Raw genomic sequence first — 2,893 nt, 5'->3', positions numbered from 1 at the left:
GACAAAAGCCATCGCCATCGTCGGCGCCGGTCCGGCGGGTCTGTCCACCGCGCTGGCAGCGGCGGAGCGTGGCCACGCGGTCACCCTGTTTGATGGCGCCGAGGAGATCGGCGGCCAGCTCAATATGGCCAAGCAGGTGCCCGGCAAGGAAGAGTTTTGGGGGCTTGTGGACTGGTATCGCACCATGGTGGCCGAGGCGGGCATCACGCTGCAGCTGGGCCGCCGTGTCGGGGTCGAGGATCTCAGCGGCTTTGACGAGGTGGTGATCGCAACCGGCGTCATCCCGCGCGATCCCGGCATTCCGGGGCAGGATCACGCCTCGGTCGTCAGCTACATCGACGTGCTGCGCCACAAGGTGCCGGTGGGCCACAAGGTCGCGGTGATCGGCGCGGGCGGCATTGGCTTTGACGTCTGCGAATACCTGTTGCACGACGGCGAGAGCCCAACCGCGAGCCTGCCGCACTGGATGCGCGAATGGGGCGTCAGCGACCCTGCCACCCACCGCGCGGGGCTGGCACCCGAAGGCCCACAGCCCGAGGCCCCCGCCCGCCAGGTCACCCTGTTGCAGCGCAAGGCCGAGCGCCATGGCAAGCGGCTCGGCAAGACCACCGGCTGGATTCACCGCGCAACGCTGAAGATGAAACAGGTGGAGTTCATCGGCGGCGTCAACTACGAGCGCATCGACGACGCCGGGCTGCATGTGAGCTATGGCGAGGACCACGAGTCCCCCACCGTGATCAAGGCCGACACCATCGTGCTCTGCGCCGGACAGGTCAGCGAGCGCAGCCTCGCCGACGCGCTGGAGGCCAGGGGCATCACCGCCCATGTGATCGGCGGCGCCGATGTGGCGGCGGAACTGGACGCCAAACGGGCGATCAACCAGGGCACCCGACTGGCCGCAACCCTCTAGGCTCAGCTCCCCGCGTCGAACGTCGTGCATCTCTGCCTCGACGCGGGGCAAGCCAGAGTCAGGAGCGCGGGACTTAGCTGCCGTCAGGCGAAATGGCTCGAAGTTTTGTTACGACACCTCTCGCCACGATCCTGGCTCCTTCGTGGCAGTTGAATTTAAGGCCAACCGATATCCGTTTCCGGTGGAAGTCCATCATTTCTTTTTCCAAGATGTGCATCCGAGCCTTGTATGTTCCAATCAGCGGGATGCCTTTTTCAATAGGTGTGCCGTCTGCATCCAGAAAATTGGGCCAGATCATATAAATCTCCGCACCCAGATTGCGCTCGGGCTCGGGCGGGTTGTCTTCCACATAGCCAAAATCCCAACGAATGTTGTTCTGCGGAGGCGTTTTGCGCCCTCTCTGCTCCGCGCTAAGGATCGTGATCTCAGCCTCGAAGTCAGCCTCTGTCAAATACAAGTCGGTCATGAAAGCAAGGGTCTCATGTCCCGAGGCAGCTGACAACGCTCAATGGTGGTGATCGCCTCAAACCCGCCTTTCGCCCCGCGATGCCGAAACGCCGGTATTGCCTGCCGCCTGCTCCCCCGATCACTCACTCGCAGTTTCGCATGGACCTCACGGCTGTTACCGCTATCTTCGCGGCGAGCAACATGAGGAGACCCCAATGCGTATTCTGTTTACCGGCGGCTCGGGCAAGGCCGGGCGTCACGCGGTGGCCTATCTGCTGGCGCAGGGACATCGGGTGGTGAATGTGGATCTGACGCCGCTGGATCTGCCGGGCGTCGACAACCGGATCGCCGATATCACCGACGCGGGCCAGATGATGGATGTGATGCACGCCTGGGCCGGCTATGACGAGATGGAAGACCACCGCAGCCCGCCGCGCTTTGATGCGGTGGTGCATTTTGCCGCCGTGCCCCGGCTCCTGATGAAATCAGACAATGAATGCTACCGCGTCAACACCATGGGCACCTATAACGTCATCGACGCGGCACTGAAGGCGGGCATCACCAAAGTGATCTTTGCGTCTTCCGAGACCACCTATGGCATCTGTTTTGCCGGTGGCGAGCGCAAGCCGGACTACCTGCCCATCGACGAGGAACACCCCGTGGTACCCGAGGACAGCTATGCCATGTCCAAGGTCGCCAATGAGGTCACCGCCCGCAGCTTTCAGCGTCGCACCGGGGCCGATATCTATGGGCTGCGCATCAACAATGTGATTGAGCCGCACGAGTATAAGGCGAATTTCCCTGCCTATATGGCCGATCCCGACCTGCGGCGGCGCAATATCTTTGCCTATATCGACGCGCGGGACCTCGGCCAGATGGTGCAGCGCTGCCTGACGACGGATGGGCTGGGCTATCAGATCTTCAACGTCGCCAACCGGGAGCATTCGGTGAATCTCAGCACATCCGAGCTGATCGCGCAGTATTATCAGGGCGTACCGGCGCAGGAGATGGGCGCGACGGAGACCTTCTATTCGATCAAAAAGGCCGAAGAAATGCTGGGGTTCGCGCCCGAGCATAACTGGCGGATGTATCTGGACGATCCCAATATGGCCTGAGGGCTCCGACCCGCTGAAAAACTCAGCGCCCGCGCCTTGCCGGGCGCTGTCCGGCCTGTGATCCCAAAACTCCTTGCAGTTTGCGCCCGTGAGTGGAAAGGAACAGGGAACCCCACTCAGACACCCGCGAGGCGCCGCATGACATTTGCAATCGGCATTGGCCCCAATATCCGCAAATCCGCCTATTTCGACGCCACAGTGCGCGATGGGGTCGCGGCTTTCTCGGTCTATAACCACATGTATATCCCGGCGCATTTCGGCGATCCCGAGGGCGAATACGACCGGCTGATCCATGGCGTCGCCATGTGGGATGTGGCGGCCCAGCGGCAGGTGCAGCTGCGTGGCCCCGATGCGGGCCGTCTGGTGCAATATCTGACCCCGCGCGACCTCAGCCAGACCAGGGTCGGACAGGGCCGCTATG

The 2,893-nt window shown here is 62.4% G+C and carries 3 protein-coding genes and 1 pseudogene; 3 read left to right on the top strand and 1 reads right to left on the bottom strand.

Going from position 1 to position 2,893, the window contains the following annotated elements:
- Window positions 1-910 (top strand): FAD-dependent oxidoreductase (locus HCZ87_RS20425; RefSeq protein WP_167646921.1); only part of this gene is annotated, 910 nt, incomplete at its 5' end.
- 73 nt (window positions 911-983) lie between these two features.
- On the opposite strand, the gene HCZ87_RS20420 is transcribed toward HCZ87_RS20425, so the two are convergent.
- Window positions 984-1,376 (bottom strand): hypothetical protein, encoded by a 393-nt coding sequence (locus tag HCZ87_RS20420; RefSeq protein WP_167646919.1) that lies wholly within the window; start codon window positions 1,374-1,376, stop codon window positions 984-986.
- 196 nt (window positions 1,377-1,572) lie between these two features.
- Here HCZ87_RS20420 and HCZ87_RS20415 point away from each other — a divergent pair, with 196 nt between their 5' ends.
- Window positions 1,573-2,472, top strand: coding sequence for an NAD(P)-dependent oxidoreductase (locus HCZ87_RS20415; protein WP_167646917.1), 900 nt, complete (start codon window positions 1,573-1,575; stop codon window positions 2,470-2,472).
- 138 nt (window positions 2,473-2,610) lie between these two features.
- Window positions 2,611-2,893: pseudogene (locus HCZ87_RS20410) on the top strand (glycine cleavage system protein T); the annotation flags it as partial.

Source organism: Phaeobacter sp. HF9A (assembly GCF_011806385.1).
In the GTDB taxonomy this organism is placed as follows: Bacteria; Pseudomonadota; Alphaproteobacteria; order Rhodobacterales; family Rhodobacteraceae; genus Epibacterium.
Note: the sequence above shows the minus strand (reverse complement) of the source record. Positions and strands in the feature narration are given on the sequence as shown.